The sequence below is a fragment of the Pantoea sp. Mhis genome (genome assembly GCF_009830015.1).
In genome coordinates, this window is sequence record NZ_SZZX01000003.1 from 106509 (window position 1) to 130046 (window position 23538).

The window sequence follows — 23538 nt, forward strand, 5'->3', positions numbered from 1 at the left end:
AAATATTATATATAGTAAATGAGCTAAACATTATCTATTTATTATGATATATTATAGACGCATATGTAGTGTTTCTAATCATTAAATTCTATTTTCTGACTTGCATAAGAACAGGTAAGTAGTGTACACTTAAAAAGTTTTAGAGAAATAAAAATTAATTTAATGAAATATATAATTAAATTAATTTATTATACTTTAAGATTTATAAAATACCCTATTTTAATAAAATTTAGTAAGTACATAGAAATTTCAATATTTAAGTATTAAAAATTTTAAGCATAATTTTATTTTCCAAAGTTGTTATAACTGAGTTTATTATATTATTTAATATAATATTTATACAATATGATTAAATTTACATTTATTAAACTATTAAGTAATAGATCATAATTGATCTAATTGGGTTTTTTATTTAAAGTTTATTATAAAAATTGTGTATTATTTGGTATGATTGTTTTTATAAGTACATTGCACTTAATGGGCTAATTTTACGACGATTCCAAAGGAAATTATCTCGATATTTAATATCTCATCATGATTTAGCGATATAATTTATATCGCTTTCAACACACAATATTGATAATAAATATATTTATTATCTTTGTTTATTAAAATTCATAAGTTGTATAATAATTTAAAGTTAGATTGGTGTTTTTTAATAGCTGTTAATAAATTAATGTAGTGAAAGATATATAGGTCATTAATCGAATGTACCTAATATAGTTAGCTTATTTAATAATAATATACAGTTATTTAAATATCTGTATATTATTATCTTTAACTCAAATGGATTATACAAAATATCCAATGGATAAGTATATGAATATATTAACTAAATTTAGAATGTCATTCATCTTTATAAGTTTAATTATTATTAATAGCATGAATGCTGAAGCAAAAACACTTGTTTATTGTTCGGAAGGCTCGCCTGAAGGGTTTAATCCACAACTATTTAGCTCAGGTACTACCTATGATGCTAGTTCAGTGCCAATTTATAATCGCTTAGTTGAATTTAAAACCGGCACAATTAAGTTAGAACCAGGTTTAGCAGAAAGATGGGATATAAGTAAAGACGGTAAAATTTATACATTCTATCTTCGTAAAAAGGTTAAATGGCAAACCACTAAATATTTTAAACCAACTCGCTATTTTAATGCAGAAGATGTAATTTTTTCTTTTGAAAGACAATTAGATAAAAATAACAAGTATCATTATATTTCTGGTGGAAATTATGAGTATTTTAATAGCACGGATATGCCAAAATTAATTAATAGAATAGAAAAAATTAATGATCTCACGGTCAGATTTCATCTAAATCATGCAGAGGCACCATTTCTTGCAGATCTAGGAATGGATTTCGCGTCTATTCTTTCGAAGGAATATGCAGATAATTTATTAAAACTAAAAGTGCCGGAGAAACTAGATCTTAATCCGGTAGGTACTGGACCTTTTATATTAGAAGAGTACCAAAAAGATTCTCGCATTCTGTATAAAGCAAATCCAAACTTTTGGGGAAAAAAACCAAAGATTGATCATTTGGTATTTTCAATTACTCCTGATGCGTCTGTACGCTATGCTAAGCTGCAAAAAGGTGAGTGTCAAGTTATGGCATATCCAAATCCAGCCGATATTGCTGCTATGAAAAAAAATAATAAAATTAATGTATTACATGAAGCTAGTTTAAGTGTAGGATATATATCATTTAATATTCAAAAAAAACCATTAGATCAAGTAAAAGTGCGCCAAGCATTGGCAATGGCAGTAAATAAACAAGCTATTATTGACGCTATTTATCAAGGATCTGGTCAAATAGCAAAAAATTTAATTCCACCTACCATGTGGAGCTATAATGATGATGTTAAGGATTATGAATATAATCCTATTAAAGCAAAAAAAATGCTTAAAGATATAGGATTAGCTAATGGTTTTTCAATTGATTTATGGGCTATCCCAGTGCAACGTCCTTATAACCCTAATGCACGTCGTATGGCTGAAATGATTCAGGCTGATTGGGGTAAAATTGGTGTAAAGACTAAGATTGTTACTTTTGAATGGGGTGAATTTTTAAAACGTGCTAGAGATGGAGAACATCAAGCTATTATGGCGGGTTGGACAGGAGATAGTGGGGATCCAGATAATTTTTTTAATAATCTATTCAGTTGCTCTGCTGCAAAAGATGGATCTAACTATTCTCGCTGGTGTTATCAACCATTTGAAAAACAAATTAAACTAGCAAGTGCAGAATCTGATCAAAATAAACGTATTAAATTTTATAAACAAGCTCAAATTATAATGCATGAACAGGTGCCTGCTTTAATTATTGCTCATTCTACTGTTTATGAACCAGTGAGTAAGAAAGTACTCAACTATATGGTAGATCCATTAGGTAAACATCATTTTGAAGATGTTGATATTCAATCATAATTGAAAGATTATATCATTTAAGTATGATATTTAAAGTTTTTATGCTCTTTAGCATATAATCCACTTTAAAATTACTTTTTTTAAAAAAGTAATTTTATATTGTTCTTCGAACATTTGTGGATAAGTATTATCGAGCTACACAATCCTTGGTGACAAGGTATGAATATGATTGAGAATTTAGCTTATGCTGCAATTTCTATTGCGACGTCTGAGTTTTATCATTCCGACATTTATTGGTATTACGTTATTGACTTTTACATTTGTCCATTGGACTCCAAGCGATCCAATTCTTGTTATGGCAGGAGAACATGGTATTTCGATTGAACGTCATGCTCAATTAATGTCTCAGCTTGGTCTGGATCAACCACTATGGAAACAATATATCATTTATATTCGTGGAATATTATGTGGTGATTTAGGTGTATCTCTTAAAAGTCATATTCCAGTTTGGAATGAATTTGTACCACATTTTAAAGCTACTATCGAATTAAGTAGCTGCGCTATGTTATTTGCTATTATCATTGGTATTCCAATGGGAATCTTAGCAGCAGTAAAGCGTGGTTCAATGTTTGATCATACTGCTATAGCAGTCTCACTGATTGGTTATTCAATGCCTATTTTCTGGTGGGGAATAATGCTTATTATGCTTGTGTCAGTACATCTTGATTTAACTCCAGTTTCTGGGCGTATTAGTGATATTGTTTTTCTCGATAATCAAAAACCTCTTACTGGTTTTATGCTAATTGATACTTTATTTTGGGGGGAAAAAGGTAATTTTAAAGATGCAGTTATGCATATGATTTTACCTGCTATTGTACTTGGTACAATACCATTAGCAGTGATAGTCCAAATAATGCGTTCATCGATGTTAGAAATATTAAATAAAGATTACATACGTACTGCACGTGCTAAAGGACTTACGTGTGTACGTATAATTTTAGTACATGCATTACGAAATGCCATAATACCAGTAATAACGATTATTGGTTTACAAGTTGGCACATTGCTAGCTGGCGCAATTTTAACAGAAACGATTTTTTCTTGGCCTGGTTTAGGGCGTTGGCTAATTGAAGCGCTACAAAGTCGCGATTATCCAGTAGTGCAAGGTGGTGTGTTATTAGTTGCAATCTTGATTATTATGGTTAACTTAATAATTGATATTTTATATAGCATTATTAATCCATGCATATATTATAAAAAATAAGAGTGAACTCATGTCTTTTTTTGCTTTTAAAAGCATAAATTTTATATTTAAACAATCTTCTCCAACACGAAAATTATTGAATTATATTATACGTAATAAAAAATCTATTATTACTTTAATTTGTATAGTTTTAATGATATTTACTGCTATTTTTGCTGATGTATTAGCACCTCATCCTCCAGCAGAACAATATCGTAATGCGTTATTGCTACCTCCAGTATGGGAACACAACGGAAGTTGGAGCTATATACTAGGTACTGATGATTTGGGAAGAGACATATTATCGCGTTTGATGTTTGGTGCACGTTTATCACTACTCGTTGGTTGTTTAGTTGTATTATTTTCAGTTACATTAGGCGTGATTCTTGGTTTAATATCTGGCTATTTTGGTGGTATAATAGATATTATTATTATGCGTTTAGTTGATATTATGCTCGCTTTACCAAGTTTGTTATTAGCGTTGGTATTAGTCGCTATTTTTGGTCCATCTATTGTTAATGCTTCATTAGCATTGATTTTTGTGGCTTTACCAAACTATATTCGTTTAACTCGTGCAAAAGTAATGATAGAAGTACATCAAGATTATGTTATCGCTTCCAGCGTGGTTGGTGCTGGTACATTTCGACAAATGTTTATTAATATTTTGCCTAACTGTTTAGCACCAATTATTGTCCAAGCATCTTTAGGTTTTTCTAATGCTATTCTTGACATGGCTGCTCTAGGTTTTTTGGGTATGGGGGCACAACCCCCAATTCCAGAGTGGGGTACTATGCTTTCTGATGTATTACAGTATGCGCAAAATGCTTGGTGGGTTGTAACCTTTCCTGGATTAAGTATTTTACTAACAGTGATATTATTTAATCTTATGGGTGATCTTTTACGTGATTCAATTGATCCAACTCTCAAGCAATAAAAGGAGAACCGATATGACATTATTAAAGGTAAAAAACTTATCGGTATATTTTGGAGATTATAATTCGTCATTTCGTGCTGTTGATCGTATTAGTTATGATGTCAATCAAGGGGAAGTAGTAGGGATTGTTGGTGAATCTGGCTCTGGTAAATCAGTTAGTTCATTAGCAATTATGGACCTAATTAATTTTCCTGGTCGAGTCGAAGTAGAAAAATTAAAATTTGATCAATATGATTTAACAAATCTTTCTAAAAAAGAAAGAAGTAAATTAATTGGTGCTGAAGTTGCAATGATTTTTCAAGATCCCATAAGTAGTCTTAACCCTTGTTTTTCAGTAGGATTTCAAATTATGGAAACTTTAAAAATACATCAAGGAGGTAGTAAATATACTCGACGACAGCGTACTATTGAATTACTTACACAAGTTGGTATTCCCGATCCAATATCACGTTTTTCTGTCTATCCGCATCAGTTATCAGGTGGTATGAGTCAGCGCATAATGATAGCAATGGCACTAGCGTGTAAGCCTAAGTTATTAATTGCTGATGAACCCACTACCGCTCTTGATGTGACTATTCAATCACAAATTATTGACTTATTACTTAATTTCCAAAAGCAGGAAAATATGTCATTAATATTTATTACCCATGACTTAGCATTAGTGGCTGAAGTAGCACATTATATTATTGTATTATATGCTGGTCAAATTATGGAAATTGGTAAAACTATTAATATCTTTAAAACACCAAGACATCCATATACTCAAGCATTATTACGATCATTACCTGAATTTTCTTTTAATAAAATGCAGTTATTTTCGTTACCTGGTATGGTACCTGGTAAATATGATCGTCCAACTGGTTGTTTATTAAATCCTCGTTGTCCTTATGTAATTGATCGTTGTCGTCATGAAGAACCAAAATTACAAAATATTCAAGATGGTCAATCTAAATGCCATTTCCCATTAGATGATATTGGAGTACCAAGTTATGCATTTTGATCATACAAATGAGCATAATCATTTACTTCAAGCAATTAATCTAAAGAAACATTATGTGGTTCAAAAAAGTTTTTTTAGTCCAAAAAAAATAGTTAATGCTTTAAATGGCATATCATTTTGTCTTGACTCTGGCAGAACATTAGCAGTAGTAGGTGAATCAGGTTGTGGTAAATCTACATTAGGACGTTTACTCACTATGATTGAAAAACCAACTGAAGGTAAACTTTATTGGCATGGTCAAGATCTTTTACGGTATGATCGAAATGCACAAAAATTAAGACGGCAAAAAATTCAGATTATTTTTCAAAATCCATATGCTTCACTTAATCCATGTAAAAAAATTAGTCAGATTCTAGAAGAACCATTACTAATTAATACTACTTTAAACAAATTTGATCGTCGAGAAAAGATTTTGTCCATGATGTCTAAAGTTGGACTGAAAATAGAATATTATAATCGTTACCCACATATGTTTTCTGGAGGTCAACGACAACGTATTGCTATTGCACGTGGATTAATGCTTAATCCAGAAGTATTAGTAGCTGATGAGCCTGTATCTGCGCTTGATGTATCTGTACGCGCTCAAGTCCTTAATTTAATGATGGATTTACAACAAAGCTTAGATCTGTCTTATATATTTATTTCACACGATCTTTCAGTTGTACAGCATATTGCGGATGAGATAATTGTAATATATCTGGGATATTGTATTGAAAAAGGCAGTAAAGAAGTAATTTTTAGCAATCCTCGGCATCCTTATACCCAAGCATTACTATCTGCAGTTCCTTATCTTAATGTAGATAAACGTCGTAAACGCATTAAATTGTTCGGAGAGTTACCTAGTCCCTTATCTCCTCCAAAAGGATGTGTTTTTAACACGCGTTGTCATCGTTGCTTTGATCAATGTCTAAATTTATCACCTAAATTAAAGCAATATGATGATAGGCAAATTGCTTGTTTTGCTATAGATCGCGAAGAATTAAATATTAGGGAATATTAAAAATCTTTGCTTATATAGATAAGATATGTAATTATTGATAATATAAAGAAATATATATATATTTAACTTTTAAAATATAGAATAAATTATTAGATATTTTATATAGTTAATAACTATTTTATGTTTTAGTGTTATAATTTTTAGTTATGAATAGAGATTTTATAGAAAATATCAGACTATATTTATATTTTTAATAAAGCAGTATTTTTTTACTATCGGTAATACTGTTCTTTAACACAGATTCTATCGTGTAGTTCACTTTATAAAAATAATGGATATATTATGAAAATCTCATTTTTTAAAACTCTATATATTCAGGTATTAATTGCTATTACTATTGGTATCTTATTAGGTCATTATTATCCTGAATTAGCTATACAAATGAAACCTCTGGGAGATGGTTTTATAAAATTAATCAAAATGATTATTACATTAGTAATTTTTTGTACGATAGTAACTGGTATTGCCGGTATGGAAAGTTTGAAGATAACTGGTCGTACTGGAGCTATTGCGTTAATATATTTTGAAATAGTTAGTACTCTTGCATTAATTATCGGCATAATTGTAGTAAATGTTCTTCAACCAGGTGTGGGTATGAATGTAGATCCATCTACACTTGATGCAAAATCTGTAGCAGTTTATAGTCAACAAAGTAAACAATTTAATCCTATTATATTTTTAATGGATATAATTCCTAACAACATAGTTAGTGCTTTTTCTAGTGGTAATATATTACAAGTACTTTTATTTGCAATTTTATTTGGTTTCGCATTATATCGACTTAATACCGCTGGTACTTTAATTTTAAATATTATCGAAAGTTTATCAAAGATAATTTTTGAGATTATCAATGTAATTATGCGTTTAGCTCCTTTTGGAGCTTTTGGGTCAATGGCTTTTACTATTGGTAAATATGGTATAGGATCTCTAGTTCAACTTGGTCAATTAATGATATGTTTTTATATTACATGTATACTATTTATAGTATTGATACTTGGTATCATCGCTCGTATTGCTGGTTTTAATATATTTAAATTTATTAACTATATAAAAGAAGAATTACTGATTGTACTCGGAACATCTTCTTCTGAAGCTGTATTACCACGTATATTGAAAAAAATGGAAAATTTAGGTTGCAAGAAATCACTCGTTAATTTAGTTATTCCGACTAGTTATTCTTTTAATTTAGATGGTACTTCCATTTATCTTACTATGACAGCAATATTTATTGCTCAGGCAACTAATGCACATATGGATATTACTCATCAAATAACACTATTATTAGTGTTATTACTTTCATCTAAGGGTGCTGCAGGGGTAACTGGTAGTGGATTTATTGTGTTAGCAGCGACTCTTTCTACTGTAGGCCATTTACCTGTAGCTGGTTTGTCATTAGTTTTAGGAATTGATCGTTTTATGTCTGAAGCACGTGCTTTGACTAATTTAATTGGTAATGGTGTAGCTACTGTAGTTATAGCTAAATGTGTTGGTCAGTTGGATGAAAAAAAAATGAAAAAGATACTTTATTCTGCAAAACAAATGAATAATCCATCAAAATATACAGCTTTATAAAATAAAACTTAATAAGTTTTATTTAAACTTTATAAATTATGATATTTAAATGATTACTAATAGAAAGCTCAGTTATGAATGAGCCAATAATTATTATGTATTATCTAAAAAAATTTTAGTACATTACTTTCTTTAAATAAAATATTTATACTGAACACAATAATTCAATTTTGTGTTCAGTATCAAGTGTATTAGTATATATTAATAATAATTTATATTATTAACATGAGCTAATAATATAAATTATATAATTTATATTATTAGCTAAAATAGATTATTATTTATTAATAAATAATATTATTGATATAATAAAGTCTATTAGACTCATAAATGTATTGCGATTAATAATATATTAAAATTAAATATTATTTGTGTAATTTAGTTATATACTTAATAATATAGTTAAGTCGTTAAAGATGATATATAAAGTATCACTAATGATTAAGTAAATCATTAACGTAGGAATCATATCTAGTATTTTATCAAAATTTAATATTTATTAAAAATCTATTGATTTATTAATGTATTAAAATATTTAGATAAAATTTTACTTATTTAAAGAAGTAAATTAATTTAAATAAGAATCAGATTTAATCTAAATAGTTAATTATATATAGTATAATATAAAAATAATTATTATAAGAATATAATTAATTTATAAAATTTAAATGTTTATAAATAAGTAAAATTTATTTAATAGATATATAAATGTTTTAATAATAATTCTTTCTAATCTTTACTTTTAAAATAAAAGATCTAGATGTTAGAACATATAAGTATAATAGTTATTAAACTATAGGTGCGACTTTACTTGTTATTGACAGTATATAAATTTCGATAAATAAACTATACTTAATCGTATACTAGATATATATCTTATAAATGTATATATAAATTAAATATAAGAAATATTATATAAAATAGTTATTTTGATTATGTAAATATTTTTAAAATTACTTATTTTCAGTATATATTTTGATCATTAAGTAAAGACTTAACTCAAATTAATAAAAAAATAATTTTGTTTTTTTATTAAATTAAGTATAAGTTAGTAACAGTAAAGTACTAATATCAAATTAATAACTTTACGGAGTTTAATAAAACTAAAATATAAAGTTCTATTGTTTGTATTTTATTTAAATAAGTACTATTAAATAGTAAGTGAGTACTATTTTCAAAAATATTCAATAGAATAAAACCATTACACTACGTTAAGCTACTCTAGCGTGGCTTGCTAAGTATAGTATTTTGGAGTTAAATATGAGTAATGATAAAATCGTTCACCTAACCGATAAAAGTTTTGACACCGATGTGCTGAAAGCAGAAGGAACTGTTTTAGTAGATTTCTGGGCTGAATGGTGTGGTCCTTGTAAAATGATTACCCCGATCTTAAATGAAATTGCGGAAGAATATAATGATAAACTTACTATCGCTAAACTAAATATCGATGATAATCAAAATATTGCTTCTAAATATGGTATCCGTGGTATTCCAGCTTTACTTATATTTAAAAAAGGTGAAGTTATAGCTACTAAAGTAGGTGCAGTCTCTAAAGGAGAATTAAAAGAGTTTTTAAATGCTAATTTAGTTTAATTTTAGTAGTAGTGAGCGATATTTATCAGCAGTGGAGGCACCACTGCTGCTGAAAGTTTTCTGATTAGACATGTTAGTCTATGTTTATATCCTTTTTACGGTTTAAATTTAAGATTCTTTATCAATTCTTTATCGCTTTAAGTATTATACTTTTGATACAAAATAAATATACGTATAGCAAGTTTCGATATCGTTTTTCGGTTATCTCCTCGCTGTTTATCGCTATATATAATAATACTCGTTGAGTAAAATCGAAAAACTCATTAATAAACATAGAATAATTTGCCATACCATTCATAATAAATATCTTTTGAGAATTACCTCGATTTTAAGAATCCATCATTATGAATCTTACCGAATTAAAAAATACGCCAGTTTCTGAACTAATTACTCTTGGCGAAAATATAGGATTAGAGAATTTAGCACGTATGCGCAAACAGGATATTATTTTTTCCATCCTGAAACAACATGCTAAAAGTGGAGAAGATATTTTCGGTGATGGTGTACTGGAAATATTACAAGATGGTTTTGGTTTTTTACGTTCTGGAGATAGTTCATATCTAGCTGGTCCAGATGATATTTATGTATCTCCTAGTCAAATTAGAAGATTTAATCTTCGTACAGGAGATACTATTGCTGGTAAAATTCGTCCTCCAAAAGAAGGAGAACGTTATTTTGCTTTACTAAAAGTAAATGAGGTTAATTATGATAAACCAGAAAATGCTCGTAGTAAAATTCTTTTTGAAAATTTGACACCACTACATGCTAATAACCGTCTACGGATGGAACGTGGTAATGGATCTACTGAAGATCTAACAGCAAGAGTATTAGATTTAGCCTCTCCTATTGGTCTTGGCCAACGTGGATTAATAGTAGCTCCTCCAAAAGCTGGTAAAACCATGTTATTACAGAATATTGCTCAAAGCATTGCTTATAATTATCCAGATTGTGTGTTAATGGTGTTATTAATCGATGAACGTCCAGAAGAAGTAACTGAGATGCAACGTTTGGTTAAAGGAGAAGTTATTGCATCAACTTTTGATGAACCAGCAGCACGTCATGTTCAAGTTGCTGAAATGATGATTGAAAAAGCAAAACGTTTGGTAGAGCATAGAAAAGATGTTGTTATTATGCTAGACTCCATTACTCGTTTAGCAAGAGCTTATAATACGGTTGTTCCAGCTTCTGGTAAAGTCTTAACTGGTGGTGTTGATGCAAATGCTTTACATCGTCCCAAACGTTTTTTTGGTGCAGCTCGTAATGTAGAAGAAGGTGGTAGTTTAACTATTATAGCTACTGCATTAGTTGATACTGGTTCAAAAATGGATGAAGTTATCTATGAAGAATTTAAAGGAACAGGTAATATGGAATTACATTTATCTCGTAAAATTGCAGAGAAAAGAGTGTTTCCGGCTATTGACTATAATCGTTCAGGTACGCGTAAAGAAGAATTGCTTACTTTACAGGAAGAATTACAAAAAATGTGGATTTTACGTAAAATTATTCATCCAATGAGTGAGATTGATGCCATGGAATTTCTTATAAATAAATTAGCAATGACTAAAACCAATGATGAATTTTTTGATATGATGAAACGTTCTTAGTATTATATTGATATATAGATCAATATTAATTATTATTTATATATAAAAATAGATATAATAATTGATAACAATCATTTTATATTTATGAATAAATATATTATTTATAAATATATAAATATATTATACCTCATAGATTTTTATCTATAGAAAGATATTTTTAATCTTTTAAGGCTGTTTAAAACTGTTTCTATTTTCATAGAAAATAAAGATAATTTTTTAAAAAATAATATTAATATTACTATAATTAAAAATATACTTTTTAAGTATCATTTTTTCTTATTGTTAATATCATTTCATTATATATATATATATATAGCAGTTAATAACACATATTATTATAATATTATTATTAATTTAAGTGATCTAATAATATATAAACATATATATGTTTATATATTATATATGACTTTTCATGTTATATAGGATCTTTAAATATTCAAAATACATAAAATTTGCATAAATATACTAGACAGTTTGAATCTAAAAACGTAATATCTATATATATACATGTTTCATGTAGACTAATAACTTAGATATGCGCCCGTAGCTCAGTTGGATAGAGCGTTGCCCTCCGAAGGTAAAGGTCTCAGGTTCGAATCCTGTCGGGCGCGATATATGATTTTGATTAAATTTATTTTTAGTTATTAAGTTTTATTTCTAAAATTGTAAATATGAATTATAATATGGTGGTTATAGCTCAGTTGGTAGAGCTCTGGATTGTGATTCCAGCTGTCATGGGTTCGAGTCCCATTAGCCACCTTCATTTAAAAGTTAAACACTATAATAAATACTCGGCGAGTAGCGCAGCTTGGTAGCGCAACTGGTTTGGGACCAGTGGGTCGGAGGTTCAAATCCTCTCTCGCCGAATCATAGTTTTAATTAATCTTTTACTGAAATAAACATTTACGTAAATACGTGTTTTTAAAAAATTTTTTTAAAATGTCAAAATTAGATATGTTTTTAAATGGAATGATATATAATTTAATACTATTAAATTCATTTATATTAACTATGATAATCATAGATTTAATATATTTAGTATGTTAATTATTTTTATTCATATGATAAATTTTTGTTTTTTAAAATCTAAGTAAGTATACAATAATATAAATTTAATTATCTAATTAAGATTAATTAGATAATTAAAATCTAATTATCTAATTTTTATATAACATTATATATGTTAATAACATTACTCTTGTTACTAATATAAACAGTATTTTATTGCTATAAATATTAATATTAAATTGATTATAAACTTCAAGAGACGATTTATTTGACATAAAAGCGTCCATAGTATAAAAACATTCAATATATTACTAATAAATCTGTTCTTATGCTATTTATAACATAATTTATGAATTAAATCATCGTTATTAGCACTATTAGCTATATCAATATTCTGCCATCCTAATTTTACTGCTTGTATAGCTAAACGTTCGCTAACTACCAATAAACGACAAGATAATAACCATTCATACCTATCAACTATGGGAAATAATGTCAGTAATTGTTGTAACATTTCATTACTAGTTACTATGACTGTATTAATACCCAGTGCACGCCATCGCTGACCTTCAATTATTCCATCATAATATTTTTTACATCGTTGATAACATTCACAATAGTTAACTTTAGCTCCACGCATTGTCAAGGTTTCACCTAATAACTCACGACCTGTACTTCCTCTTAGAATTAATGCGGTTTTACCGGTAATATTTTGTAAACTATGAAGTCGTACTAGTTCTTCACTTGTTTCTTGTGCATCTGGATAATATACATTTAGGTTGTTAATATTGTGAATAGCTAATGCAGTATAGCGACCAATTGTGTAATATTCTACAAATGTAGGCCAATTTATTTTGTTATGTTGTAGGCTTGATTGTATAAATTTTATTACTTGTCGAGACATTAAGAAAATTAAATCACCTCGTTGTAACTGAGCAAGTTGTTGTGGTAAAGATTTAAGATCTTTACCAGGTATAAAGGTAATAAGTGGTAAAGCCCATGCAGGTTTACCTAAGATTTGAAGACGTGCAACTAATTCACTTGCATATGGTTCAGGGCGAGTAACGAGTATATTCATCTTAATGAAATTAATTGATTATTTTGATTAAGAATGAAACTAGCACCTCTATCTAATAATTCCTCAGCTAACGCAATACCTAATTTAGTAGGTTCTTTATAAGTTCCACTACGTTCAGCAACTATAATTTGTTTACCATTTGGAGAACCGACCAAACCTTTTAGATATAGTTGATTATCTTTTAGAATAGCAAAACTACCAATTGGTATCTGACAATTGCTATTTAAATGATTATTCATAGCACGTTCAGCAGATATACAAATTGAGGTTTCTGTATGATTAAGTACTTGTAATAATTGAATTAACTCGATGTCGTCTTGACGACATTCGATACCTACTGCACCTTGTCCTGCTGCTGGTAGTAAAAAATCGGTTGGAAAAATTTGATGAATACGACTTTCAATTCTTAAACGTCTTAAACCAGCGGTTGCTAAAATAATAGCATCATATTCTCCTTTATCCAGTTTATTAAGACGGGTATCAATATTTCCATGTATAGAAGTAATTATTAAATCTTGACGATATGCACTGATTTGACATTGACGACGTAAACTAGATGTACCAACAATTGCACCTTGAGGAAGATTATCAAGGGAATTATAGATATTCGAAATAAAAGCATCGCAAGGATCTTCTCGTTCACAAATAGTAACTATACTAAGTCCTTCTGGACAATGCATTGGAACATCTTTCATAGAATGAACAGCAAGATCAGCACGCTTTTCCAAAATTGCTATTTCAAGTTCTTTGATAAAAATTCCTTTTTCACCTACTTGCATTAATGAACTATTGAGTCTACTATCACCTTTAGTTACTATCGCTAATATCTCAAACTGTAAATTTGGATAATATATCATTAAACGGTGTTGAATGAATCTTGCTTGGCAAAGAGCAAGAGGGCTTGTTCTTGTAGCAATTTTAAAAATTTTATCTAACATGTCACTAGCCATTTTAGTTATTTAACTTAAATATTCATTTTGTAAGAAATTTAAAATACGTACGAATGTATTAGAACATAACTTATATAACAGTTTAAGATTGAATCTTTTAAAAAAAAACATATTATATATTAAGAAATATATAAATTTAAATAACAAAAATGTTTTAATAATTCTAAATAAATTATATGTTTATCATATTTTTTAAAATTTATGTCTTATATTAAATATTTAAAATTAAATAGGTTTTATAACCTAATTAAGTAACACCTGTGTGTTATAAAACGATATATTAAATTTCTTCAACGGGCATGAGTTTCTGTTAGTAACCTTAGTCAATTATCATTGTTCCTCTATACTAGATTATCTTTAAATAATATTTTTCATAATATAAGCTTTTATCTCTAACTAAATTAGGTAGGTATATTTAAAATATTTAAGTTGAAAGTAATATTTAAATTTAATTTTACTATTAAAAATGAAATTCCTATTAATCGCATTCATTAAATGAATATACTTATTCTATGAAATAAAATAAATAATGTTCTGAAATTAATATATAGATATTATATCAACCATGGCTAATAATAATAACATTTTGATTTATAATCCCAATCTAATTTTATAGATACGTAGTATTTATTTACTATAATAAAAAATATCTTTTAAATTTAAAAAACAACTTGTATCATTGTAACATGATGATATTTATTGTGAAAATATATAGTATTCAAGAGTATTTATATTATATTTATATTAATTTATGCAAATATATAAAACATTGATCTTTCTTATTTAATAATAAATATTAATTTTAATGAAAAATACATAATATCTTTATGTAAACATACTTGCAATAAACATTAAACTAATTCTATATGATCATAAAATCATATATTTTGGTTTAATGCTATAGTACTATATATTATGATGTTAGAGAGAGTATAATAAGATATATAATTATTATTAAGATATATTTAGTTTTAATGTTATTATTAGGTGTTTGTACTTGAAAGTACATTAGAAGCTTTGTTATTCAAGTTATCATGATTCTGAATTAAGTTATATAACTTAATTAAAATTAAGCCTACGATGATATCGTATTATAAAAAATTATTATAATTAAATAATCACGTTTAATCAAAAGTTAAACATGTATATAAAGTACCTAACTAAATTATAAATGAAATCATATATAATCATAAAACTTAATAAGTTTTATTTATAGCAAAATCTAAAATATTAATTTTATATGAAAAATTTAAATTTAATATTATTTATAATTACTATATTTAATTTTATCATATTTTATATTAATAAAATATGATAAAATTAAATATTAAGATGGCAAATATTAACTATAATTATTGGATCTATCAATCAAATAGTTTATTATTAGTGTGTATGTAAAAGATACTTATATTACTAATAAGTTATTATATATAAATGTATATAGATCATTTATTATTTCTTATATATTAATTTAAAATAATAAAATGTTAAAACCAATAAATAAATTAAGTATAATCATATTTTGTTTTTGTATTATAGGATGTGGTCTAAAAGGTAAATTATATTTACCAATTCACCCTCAACATAATAAAACTTATGATCAAAATATAAAGATAAGCAAAAAATAGTATTACAAATTACATATAATTATTGTTTATTTAAATAAAATTCACTATTGATCTTTTAATATGATTAAATCGATAAACCAGAAAATACATTTTGCAAAAATGCATGGTCTTGGTAATGATTTTATGGTAGTAGATGCTGTAACTCAAGATATTTTTTTCTCTACGAAATTAATTAAACATTTATCAGATCGCTATATAGGTGTAGGTTTTGATCAGTTGTTAATTGTTGAACCACCCTATGAACCAAATTTTGATTTTCATTATCGTATTTTTAATGCTGATGGTAATGAAGTTACACAATGTGGTAATGGTGCTCGTTGCTTAGCTCTTTTTGTTCGTTTAAAACAATTAACAAATAAAGATAATATACGTGTGAGTACAAAAACAAATCAATTAGTATTGAATATTCTTAAAAAAGATTTAATACATGTAAATATGGGAGAACCTAATTTTGAACCTCATAAAATTCCTTTTAATACAAGTAAAACTAAGAATTTTTATTTATTACACTTACCTAATTTAACTGTATTATTTGGTGTAGTTTCAATAGGTAATCCTCATTGTATTATTCCAGTCAAAGATATAAAAACAGCACCCGTAAAAATTCTTGGTCCCTTATTAGAAAATTATAAAAAGTTTCCAGATGGTGTGAATGTTGGTTTTATGGAAATAGTTAATCCTAACTATATACGTTTACGTGTATACGAACGTAGTGTGGGAGAAACCCAAGCTTGCGGTAGTGGTGCTTGCGCAGCAGTAGCTTGGGGTATAAAGCAAGGTACCTTAAAAGAAGCAGTGCGTGTAGATTTATTAAATGGAACATTATATATAGAGTGGAAAGGTAAAGGATATCCATTATGTATGACTGGACCAGCAACACATGTTTATGATGGATATATCTATATATCAAAATAAATGCGAGATTTTGTATACTCTTTACTATAATTTAAGCAAGATAATTGTATTATTTAAATTGGATATGCAAATAATATTTTATATTAATACTATGATTATAGTATTAATATAAAATATATATGTATATTAATTTTAAGTTTTAATATCAAATTATACAATGGTGTATTTATGTACTAAACAAGGAAAAATTTAATGAAATTTTATCGATTGTTGAGTACCATTAAAGTAATTAGTTTCGATCTTGATGATACACTATATGATAACAATCCTGTAATTCAAAAAACTATTTTAGAATCTCATGCAGCTTTACAAGCTTATCATCCAAAATTAAGTAATTTTACTCTAAACGAATACCAAATACTACGTGATGAATTGCTATTACATGAACCGGAAATTTATCATAACGTATCTCAATGGCGCTATCGTGCTATTGAGCTAGCATTAATTAATTCTGGATTATCTTATATGCAAGCTATAGATGGGGCTAATAAAATAATGCAGGTATTTCATTATTGGCGTAACATAATAAATATACCAAAAGAGACACATGAAACTCTTCAAATATTAAGTGATCACTTACCATTAATAGCTATTACAAATGGTAATGTAGATCCTCAAAAAATTGGTATTAATCATTATTTTAAATTTATATTACGCGCAGGTTTACATGGTCGAGCTAAACCCTGGAGTGATATGTATCATCTTGCTTCAAAAAATTTAAATGTTAATCCGATACATATTTTACATGTAGGAGACGATATTATGACTGATGTCAATGGCTCTTTACGTGCTGGAATGCAAGCTTGTTGGATGAATTCAAATACAAGTAATTTAATGAAAGTTAATGATGCACGCTTATTGCCACATTTAGAGATTACAGAATTGAAATCATTAACTTTATTATTACATTTAATATAGACTTATTTATGTACTCTCAAATATTTTTTGTTAATTTAAATAATCATGAATACTCCTAATCTTCTTAATAACTTAAATGAACAACAACGTGCAGCAGTTACTACAAACTATAATAGCCTTTTAATACTAGCTGGAGCAGGAAGTGGAAAAACTCGAGTTCTTGTACATCGTATTGCGTGGTTAATATCGATAGCTAATTATTCTCCACTCTCAATCATAGCAGTAACTTTTACTAATAAAGCAGCAGCAGAAATGCGTAATCGCATTATAAATTTAATTGGGACACTCCAAGATGGTATGTGGATTGGTACTTTTCATGGATTAGCACATCGCTTACTTCGTATACATCATGTTGATGCTAATTTACCTCATGATTTTCAAATTATTGACAATGAGGATCAGTTACGTTTATTAAAACGTTTGATTAAGGAATTAAATCTAGATGAAAAAAAATGGTCTGTACAATACGCCTTATGGTATATTAATAATAAAAAAGATAACGGTTTACGTGCTCATGATATTAAAAATCATGATAATTCAAAAGAACAAACTTGGTTGCGTATTTATCAAGCTTACCAAGAAACTTGTAATCGATCTGGTTTAGTAGATTTCTCAGAATTATTGTTACGAATTTATGAATTATGGATTAATCATTCTTACCTTCTTTGTCAATATCGTATCCGATTTTCTCATATTTTAATTGATGAATTTCAAGATGTTAATCATATTCAATATGCCTGGATTCGTATGCTAGCAGGTGATACTGGTCATATTATTATTGTGGGCGATGATGATCAATCCATTTACGGCTGGCGTGGTGCTAAAGTTGAAAATATTCAAAAATTTTTACATGATTTTCCTGAATCACAAATAATTCGTTTAGAACAAAATTACCGTTCAAAAAATAATATTCTAAAAGCAGCTAATGCTTTGATTATGAATAATAATACCCGTCTTGGAAAAAAATTATGGACTCATGAAATAGATGGAGAACTAATTTCTATTTACCGTGCATCTAACGACATAGATGAAGCACGATTTGTAGTAGACCATATTAAAGATTACCATAAGAATGGTAATATGTTATCTAACTGTACTATCTTATATCGTAGTAATTCGCAATCACGTGTATTAGAAGAAGCTTTGCGAGAATCAAGAATAGCATATCGTATTTACAGTGGGATAAGATTTTTCGAACGAAAAGAAATTAAAGATGCATTAGCTTATCTACGTCTTATAGTAAATCATGATGATGATTCTGCTTTTGAGCGTATAATTAATATACCGTTACGAGGTATTGGAGATCGTACCCTAAGTCTAATAAGAGAAATTGCAAGAAAAAAACAACTTACATTATGGAAAGCTACTTCCTATATATTAAATAATAATATCCTATCCAATCGTATTATATTAATATTACAAAATTTTTGTAACTTAATAAATTCATTGACTCTCGAAATTACTGGATTACCATTGCATATTCAAATTAGTCAAGTTATTAAAAATTCTGGCTTATGGTTAATGTATAAGCAAGATAAAGGAGAACAAGCGCGGATGCGACTTGATAACCTTAAAGAACTTATAACTGCAACACATCAATTCCAATATCAACAAGATACAAATTTAATTCCTCTACATGCTTTTTTATCTCATGCAATGCTAGAGTCGGGAGAAGTAGATAATGATAAACATCAAGATGCGGTACAATTAATGACTTTGCATGCAGCAAAAGGACTTGAATTTAATATAGTATTTATAGTTGGTATGGAAGAAGGTATTTTTCCAACTCAGATGTCGTTAAATAAATATTCTCTTCTAGAAGAAGAACGTCGTCTAGCATATGTTGGATTAACACGAGCAATAAATCAATTAATTTTAACTTATGCTGAAAAAAGGTATCTTTATGGTAAAGTTGTACATCATAATCCATCACGTTTTCTTGATGAAATACCTAAAAACTGTGTGAAAGAGATTACTTTACTTAAAAATATAAATCAAACTATTAATTATAAACAAAATAAAATTTTTTTATCCAATTCTGATAATAAATTTATAATTGGTCAACGTGTACGTCATATTACATTTGGCGAAGGTACTATTATTAATTTTGAAGGGTTAGGCAAAGAATGTAGGTTACAAATAGCTTTTCAAGATAAAAGTGTTAAATGGTTAATTGCAATTTATTCTAGTTTAGAAATTATTTAGATATAATATTATAATTCTTCATGTTCAGTTAAAATATATTTTTTTAAAAATTTAAAATAAGCAATTTAGAAATCTTAATCAAAAAGTTTTAATTATCTAACATAGAAGTTAATATTAAATTATTAGCTTTAATGTTATATTGAATAATTATTAACAGAAACTTTTTTTTTGTTGTTTAATTTTATTTTATGATGCAGAATTAATTTACCTCTTAAATAAGAGGTTTCTATATTTAAATCCTGCTGTGTCCGTTATACATTACCTAGAAACGGTTCATTGCTTTGTCCCATTTAATCTGTAATGGGGAGTATTTTTATGTTAAGTGCATTTAAACTCGAACATAATCTCTTAACTAAAATTGAGTTAGAAGATAACAATGCAGAGCTTAAGAATTCTATATGGGTTGATTTAATCGAACCAAATGATAATGAACGTAAGAGAGTTCAAAATGAACTTGGACAAATTTTAGCAACACGTCCTGAATTAGAAGATATTGAAGCTTCTGCGCGTTTTTTTGAAGATCAAGATGGACTCCATATTCATTCGTTTTTCTTTTTTGAAGATATTGAGGATCATGCAGGTAATTCTACTGTTGCTTTTACAATCCGCGATGATCGTCTTTATACTTTACGTGAACGAGAGCTACCAGCATTTCGTCTTTACCGTATGCGTGCACGTAATCAAATATTAACAGATGGTAGTTCATATAAACTACTTTTAGATTTATTTGAAACAAAAATTGAACAACTAGCTGATGAAATTGAAAATATTTATAGTGCATTAGAAAAATTAAGTCGTGTAATTATGGAAGGACAACAAGGAGAAGAATATGACGCAGGACTATCTCGTTTAGCTGAATTAGAAGATATAGCTTGGAAAGTCCGTTTATGTTTGATGGATACGCAGCGAGCACTCAATTTTTTGGTGCGTAAATCACGACTACCCGGCAATCAACTAGATCAAGCAAGAGAAATTTTACGTGATATTGAATCTCTTTTACCTCATAATGAATCTCTTTTTCAAAAAGTAAATTTCCTCATGCAAGCGGCAATGGGTTTTATTAATATTGAACAAAATCGCATTATTAAGATTTTTTCAGTAGTATCCGTAATATTTTTACCACCAACATTAGTTGCTTCTAGTTATGGAATGAATTTTGATGTTATGCCTGAATTAAGATGGAGCTTTGGTTACCCTAGTGCTATTGGATTAATGTTCATTGCAGGTTTAATTCCTTATTTATATTTTAAGCGAAAAAATTGGCTATAAGTTATCTAATTTTAATAATATATTTTTTATACAAGAACATAACTAGTAAAAGTTATGTATACAAATACATTGTATTATATGTAATATAAATTAAATATCATAGTCTATTAAATTAGGATTAAACTTGTATTTATTATTGTATCTAGATTGAGTAATAAATGAAATTGTTATTTCTAATATACTAGCATTTTCAATTATGGTGCTATATATATTCTAAATATAGCACCATAGAAAAAATATTACTTTCTTAAATATTAATAATATCATTACTAGTCTTTAAATATGTTTAATTAGCAATAAAAGATGTAAGATCAATATATTTCATAAACAATTAATATTTAACAAAGAAAATAAATTATTTAATTAAGCATGATATAAAATCAATATCAACTGACAACAGATGCGTACAACATAGAATTATTTAACTTAGATATGTATACATATTTCCGGTGTTCATTAGTTGACTGATTTAGTTCATAAAAATACAAGCCTATTAACACGATATACTATCAATTTGTAATTATTATCGAACGAATAATAAATACTATATAAAACCAATCCAGCTTATATGTAAGATAATTTTTATTACTACTATTCGTAATAAATAATACAAAAAGCAAATTAGTATTATAGCTATAATTTATATACTCATATTCTAGTAAGTTGTATATATTTAAGTATCATGATGAATCATCATAATATAAATTATTATTGTGAATATATGAATTAAAATCATTTCCGTAGGAAAAAATATTTTTTTAACAGCATCATTATCTAATTAACAACTTTATTATAAAATAAATTAAGAAATAATTAATGAAGTTGATATACTTTCATATATAGAGAGTTAAAATTTTAACTTTTAAACTAGATAATTAAAGCATGATGTATTCTAAATCAAAGTTACTCGTTCACAGTTTACTTAAAAGCAAGTATATCTAAACTTTAGCAAGATAATAGCTTAAAAAATTTTATATATAAACTTAATTTATCATTATAAAAAAAAGTATATTACTTTTAGTAATATTATGAATTATATTAAAATACTTAATATATGACATAAATATCATATACTAAGTAACACATAATATAAGTAGTTAAAAGATATATTATTAAATATAGAAGTTATTGGTAGTAATATTAAAAATGTTATCTCAATTATTTTACATAAATTAATTTTATATATATTTCAATACTATTGAATAGTTTTAATTATAAAACTAGTTATATTTATTACATTAATTATTTAATGTATGCGAAGTGATTAATATTAATTAAAATAAGATATTTCGAATAAAACAAAAATGATTACATACGTATTGACAGATTAACTGTATAAAAGTTTGTATTGTTGGTCGAGATTGTTCTCCATTACGTACCGCTGCATATGAGCGACTCTATAATCCTTTTCCTAGTGATTTAGTCACAATAAGTCCTTGATGTTCAAAATTTTCTACTACCCAATAAGGTAATGCTGTAATTCCCATACGAGCAGAAACAATTTGAATTCATTAATGTATTATCTACATTTTTAAACAAAGGATTTATTCCAGCAGGTTGTAAAAATATCGCCAAATATCTAATCTTTGACGTTGTACAGGATAAATCATTACAATTTTATTAGATAAATCTTTTGGTAGTATATCTTTACGATGTGCTAAGGGATGATTTGGTGCAAGTACGAGCCTTACTTCAAAATCAAACATTGGAAAATAAAATAATGCGCTGCATGGTAGAATCTCTGAAGTTAAAACTAAATCCACAGTACCTTGTTGTAATGCAGGCTGTGGATCAAACGTTATTTCTGATTTAAAATCTATAATTACTTCTGGCCAACTATTACGAAAATTATTTAAAACAGGTGTTAACCATTGAGAATATAGCTATGGCATTCAATTGCAATTCGTAATGTAGTTGGATAAGGATCACGACATTTTTGTAAAGCTTGTCTAATTTATGGCAGTATTTGTTCTGCTAATTGCAATAGCACTCTACCTTGAGGTGTAAAACAAAGTGGTTGGCTTTTACGTACAAATAGACGAAAACCTAAACGTTGTTCCAAATCGCTACATTGATGAGATAATGCTGATTGCGTTTGGTGTAACTGAACAGCAGCAGCAGTTAATGAACCTGTATTTTGTAATGCTTGCAATGTTCGTAAATGTTTAAATTCGATCATGAGCTGTTCTCATATGAAAAGTGAATAAATTTCACTTGAGAAATGTGTACTATATATGAAATATATTAAAATAAATAT

At 27.4% G+C, this 23538-nt stretch carries 14 protein-coding genes, 3 tRNA genes and 1 pseudogene; 15 read left to right on the forward strand and 3 right to left on the reverse strand.

Features of this window, described 5'->3' with window-relative positions; all coding sequences use genetic code 11:
- The first annotated feature begins 843 nt into the window (after positions 1-843).
- From FD727_RS01865 to FD727_RS01915, 11 genes are all read left to right on the forward strand, one after another.
- On the forward strand, positions 844-2424 hold the full coding sequence (locus FD727_RS01865; protein ID WP_370515958.1) for an ABC transporter substrate-binding protein: 1581 nt from the start codon (positions 844-846) through the stop codon (positions 2422-2424).
- 184 nt (positions 2425-2608) lie between these two features.
- On the forward strand, positions 2609-3628 hold the full coding sequence (gene dppB / locus FD727_RS01870; RefSeq protein WP_159938474.1) for a dipeptide ABC transporter permease DppB: 1020 nt from the start codon (positions 2609-2611) through the stop codon (positions 3626-3628).
- Positions 3629-3638: 10 nt separating this feature from the next.
- Entirely contained in the window at positions 3639-4541 is a 903-nt protein-coding gene (dppC, locus tag FD727_RS01875; protein ID WP_159938475.1) for a dipeptide ABC transporter permease DppC, read from the forward strand.
- 13 nt (positions 4542-4554) lie between these two features.
- Positions 4555-5541 carry a dipeptide ABC transporter ATP-binding protein gene (dppD, locus tag FD727_RS01880; RefSeq protein WP_159938476.1) on the forward strand — a complete coding sequence of 329 codons (987 nt, stop codon included), beginning with the start codon at positions 4555-4557 and terminating at the stop codon, positions 5539-5541.
- Complete coding sequence (locus FD727_RS01885) at positions 5531-6541, forward strand: peptide ABC transporter ATP-binding protein (protein ID WP_159938477.1); 1011 nt, start codon at positions 5531-5533, stop codon at positions 6539-6541. Before dppD ends, FD727_RS01885 begins: the two co-directional genes overlap by 11 nt.
- 282 nt (positions 6542-6823) lie before the next feature.
- Positions 6824-8113, forward strand: coding sequence for a dicarboxylate/amino acid:cation symporter (locus tag FD727_RS01890; protein ID WP_159938478.1), 1290 nt, complete (start codon positions 6824-6826; stop codon positions 8111-8113).
- 1260 nt (positions 8114-9373) lie between these two features.
- Positions 9374-9706, forward strand: a complete 333-nt coding sequence (gene trxA, locus FD727_RS01895) for a thioredoxin TrxA (protein WP_159938479.1) — start codon at positions 9374-9376, stop codon at positions 9704-9706.
- A 344-nt stretch (positions 9707-10050) separates the two neighbouring features.
- Positions 10051-11310 (forward strand): transcription termination factor Rho, encoded by a 1260-nt coding sequence (gene rho / locus FD727_RS01900; RefSeq protein WP_159938480.1) that lies wholly within the window; start codon positions 10051-10053, stop codon positions 11308-11310.
- A gap of 537 nt (positions 11311-11847) precedes the next feature.
- Positions 11848-11921: transfer RNA gene (locus FD727_RS01905), tRNA-Arg, on the forward strand.
- Positions 11922-11995: 74 nt separating this feature from the next.
- Positions 11996-12070: transfer RNA gene (locus tag FD727_RS01910), tRNA-His, on the forward strand.
- Between the two features lie 32 nt (positions 12071-12102).
- Positions 12103-12176 (forward strand) — tRNA-Pro (locus FD727_RS01915).
- Positions 12177-12649: 473 nt separating this feature from the next.
- Here the strand turns inward: FD727_RS01915 and hemD are convergent.
- Both hemD and hemC read right to left on the reverse strand, forming a co-directional pair.
- Positions 12650-13396: a uroporphyrinogen-III synthase gene (gene hemD / locus FD727_RS01920; protein ID WP_159938481.1), complete on the reverse strand. Its 747-nt coding sequence runs from the start codon at positions 13394-13396 to the stop codon at positions 12650-12652.
- Complete coding sequence (gene hemC / locus FD727_RS01925; protein WP_159938482.1) at positions 13393-14334, reverse strand: hydroxymethylbilane synthase; 942 nt, start codon at positions 14332-14334, stop codon at positions 13393-13395. The genes hemD and hemC overlap by 4 nt, the downstream gene beginning before the upstream one ends.
- Before the next feature lie 1724 nt (positions 14335-16058).
- Here hemC and dapF point away from each other — a divergent pair.
- From dapF to corA, 4 genes are all read left to right on the forward strand, one after another.
- A complete protein-coding gene (dapF, locus tag FD727_RS01930) occupies positions 16059-16889 on the forward strand; it encodes a diaminopimelate epimerase (RefSeq protein ID WP_159938491.1) in 831 nt (276 codons plus the stop codon).
- 192 nt (positions 16890-17081) lie between these two features.
- The gene (gene yigB, locus FD727_RS01935; RefSeq protein WP_159938483.1) at positions 17082-17807 is read left to right on the forward strand and encodes a 5-amino-6-(5-phospho-D-ribitylamino)uracil phosphatase YigB; all 726 of its coding nucleotides are present in this window, start codon (positions 17082-17084) and stop codon (positions 17805-17807) included.
- Positions 17808-17852: 45 nt separating this feature from the next.
- Positions 17853-20012 (forward strand): DNA helicase II, encoded by a 2160-nt coding sequence (uvrD, locus tag FD727_RS01940; protein WP_159938484.1) that lies wholly within the window; start codon positions 17853-17855, stop codon positions 20010-20012.
- A gap of 315 nt (positions 20013-20327) precedes the next feature.
- A complete protein-coding gene (gene corA / locus FD727_RS01945) occupies positions 20328-21281 on the forward strand; it encodes a magnesium/cobalt transporter CorA (protein WP_159938485.1) in 954 nt (317 codons plus the stop codon).
- A gap of 1400 nt (positions 21282-22681) precedes the next feature.
- On the opposite strand, the pseudogene metR reads toward corA, so the two are convergent.
- A pseudogene (gene metR, locus FD727_RS01950) lies at positions 22682-23460 on the reverse strand (HTH-type transcriptional regulator MetR); the annotation flags it as partial.
- Positions 23461-23538: the final 78 nt, after the last annotated feature.

Bases quoted from the DNA above. Each gene is read 5' to 3' on its own strand.
- FD727_RS01865 (WP_370515958.1), top strand. From the start codon at position 844: ATGTCATTCATCTTTATAAGTTTAATTATTATTAATAGCATGAATGCT.
- dppB (WP_159938474.1), top strand. From the start codon at position 2,609: ATGCTGCAATTTCTATTGCGACGTCTGAGTTTTATCATTCCGACATTT.
- dppC (WP_159938475.1), top strand. From the start codon at position 3,639: ATGTCTTTTTTTGCTTTTAAAAGCATAAATTTTATATTTAAACAATCT.
- dppD (WP_159938476.1), top strand. From the start codon at position 4,555: ATGACATTATTAAAGGTAAAAAACTTATCGGTATATTTTGGAGATTAT.
- FD727_RS01885 (WP_159938477.1), top strand. From the start codon at position 5,531: ATGCATTTTGATCATACAAATGAGCATAATCATTTACTTCAAGCAATT.
- FD727_RS01890 (WP_159938478.1), top strand. From the start codon at position 6,824: ATGAAAATCTCATTTTTTAAAACTCTATATATTCAGGTATTAATTGCT.
- trxA (WP_159938479.1), top strand. From the start codon at position 9,374: ATGAGTAATGATAAAATCGTTCACCTAACCGATAAAAGTTTTGACACC.
- rho (WP_159938480.1), top strand. From the start codon at position 10,051: ATGAATCTTACCGAATTAAAAAATACGCCAGTTTCTGAACTAATTACT.
- hemD (WP_159938481.1), bottom strand. From the start codon at position 13,396: ATGAATATACTCGTTACTCGCCCTGAACCATATGCAAGTGAATTAGTT.
- hemC (WP_159938482.1), bottom strand. From the start codon at position 14,334: ATGTTAGATAAAATTTTTAAAATTGCTACAAGAACAAGCCCTCTTGCT.
- yigB (WP_159938483.1), top strand. From the start codon at position 17,082: ATGAAATTTTATCGATTGTTGAGTACCATTAAAGTAATTAGTTTCGAT.
- uvrD (WP_159938484.1), top strand. From the start codon at position 17,853: ATGAATACTCCTAATCTTCTTAATAACTTAAATGAACAACAACGTGCA.
- corA (WP_159938485.1), top strand. From the start codon at position 20,328: ATGTTAAGTGCATTTAAACTCGAACATAATCTCTTAACTAAAATTGAG.